Below are 1715 nucleotides of genomic sequence, written 5' to 3' on the forward strand. Positions count from 1 at the left end.
TTACAACTTAATTCATCCCGATTCACCAGAGAATTCAGGAGTTTTTCCAAACTCAGCGTCTACTTTCAAAGCGATAGCCAGCCCCCGGCTTCCGCATCAAGGGGCAGTTCTAAAAGGTACCGCATTGACATGAGGCGCCATCGCGCCGCTGGCCCAAGGCAGCTTGTACTCTATCTTCCGGATGCGGTGGTTGCCATTATCTCCCACATAGACATTGCCGGATGAGTCCACAGCCACTCCGTAGGGGAGTTTAAATCGTGCCGCGGTACCGATGGCATCCGCAGAACCCTCTGTGCTGCCAGCAAAGGTGCTTACCACCCCCGCCGGCGTGATTTTCCGGATGCGGTTGTTGTATGTATCTGCTACATAGATATTGCGGATGAGTCCACAGCCACTCCGCGGGGTAGTTAAACTGTGCCGCTGTGCCGGTGCCATTTCCAGAATCCGCTGTGCCACTGCCTAGGGCACCTTGTACTCTATCTTCCGGATGCGGTGATTGGCACTATCTGCCACATAGACATTGCCGGATGAGTCTACAGCCACTCCGGAGGGGTGGTTAAAGCGTGCTTCTGCGTCAGTACCAGCTATGGTGCTTACCACCCCCGCCGGCGTGATTTTCCGGATGCGGTGGTTGCCATTATCTGCCACATAGACATTGCCGGATGAGTCCACAGCCACTCCGGCGGGGGGGCGTCAAAGCGTGCCGCGGTACCGGTGGCATCAGTATGACCCCTTGTACCGCTGGCTAGGGCACCTTGTACTCTATCTTCCGGATGCTGTTGTTGTCACGATCTGCCACATAGACATTGTCCTCTGAGTCTACAGCCACATGGGTGGGTTGGTTAAACTTTGCCGCTGTGCCGGTGCCATCCGCAAAACCCCTTGTGCTGCCGGCCAAGGTGGTTACCACCCCCGCCGGCGTGATTTTCCGGATGCGGTGGTTGAATGAATCTGCCACATAGACATTGCCGGATGAGTCCACAGCCACGCCGTAGGGATGGTTAAACTTTGCCGCGGTACCGGTGGCATCAGTATGACCCCTTGTGCTGCCGGCCAAGGTGGTTACCACCCCCGCTGGCGTGATTTTCCGGATGCGGTGATTGCTAAAATCAGCCACATAGACATTGCCGGATGAGTCCACAGCCACTCCGTAGGGGTCGTCAAACCGTGCTTCTGTGCCGGCGCCATTTGCAAAACCCTCTGTGCTGCCGGCTAAGGTGCTTACCACCCCCGTCGGCGTGATTTTCCGGATGCGGTGGTTGTTAGAATCAGCCACATAGACATTGCCGGATGAGTTCACAGCCACTCCGTAGGGTTGGTAAAAGTGCACCGCTGTGCCGATGCCATCAGTATTACCTGCCCCATCATCTGACCTGCCACCGCCGGCCAAGGTGGTTACCACCTCCGCCGGCGTGATTTTCCGGATGCGGTTGTTGCCAGTATCTGTCACATAGACAGTGCCGGATGAGTCCACAGCCACTCCGTCGGGGTAGTCAAACCGCGCCGTGGTGGTGCCATCCGCAAAACCCCTTACGCCGTTGCCGGCAAAGGTGCTTACCACCCTCTCCGGCGTGATTTTCCGGATGCGGTGATTGCCAGTATCAGCCACATAGACATTGCCGGATGAGTCCACAGCCACTCCGCGGGGGTAGTCAAACTTCGCCGCTGTGCCGGTGGCATCCACATGACCTAACGTGCTGCCGGCCAAGGTGCTT

At 57.1% G+C, this 1715-nt stretch carries 3 protein-coding genes; all 3 read right to left on the reverse strand.

Annotation, left to right across the window (positions count from 1 at the left end; translation table 11 throughout):
- Positions 1-96: 96 nt before the first annotated feature.
- Complete coding sequence (locus S1OALGB6SA_RS03395) at positions 97-435, reverse strand: NHL repeat-containing protein (protein ID WP_124032564.1); 339 nt, start codon at positions 433-435, stop codon at positions 97-99.
- 24 nt (positions 436-459) lie between these two features.
- The gene (locus tag S1OALGB6SA_RS03400; protein ID WP_124032565.1) at positions 460-678 is read right to left on the reverse strand and encodes an SBBP repeat-containing protein; all 219 of its coding nucleotides are present in this window, start codon (positions 676-678) and stop codon (positions 460-462) included.
- A gap of 67 nt (positions 679-745) precedes the next feature.
- Positions 746-1715, reverse strand: a 970-nt coding sequence (locus tag S1OALGB6SA_RS03405; protein ID WP_195910272.1) for an NHL repeat-containing protein, incomplete at its 5' end; no start/stop codon positions are given.

Source organism: Olavius algarvensis spirochete endosymbiont, assembly GCA_900608495.1.
Lineage (GTDB): Bacteria > Spirochaetota > Spirochaetia > DSM-2461 > DSM-2461 > UBA2779.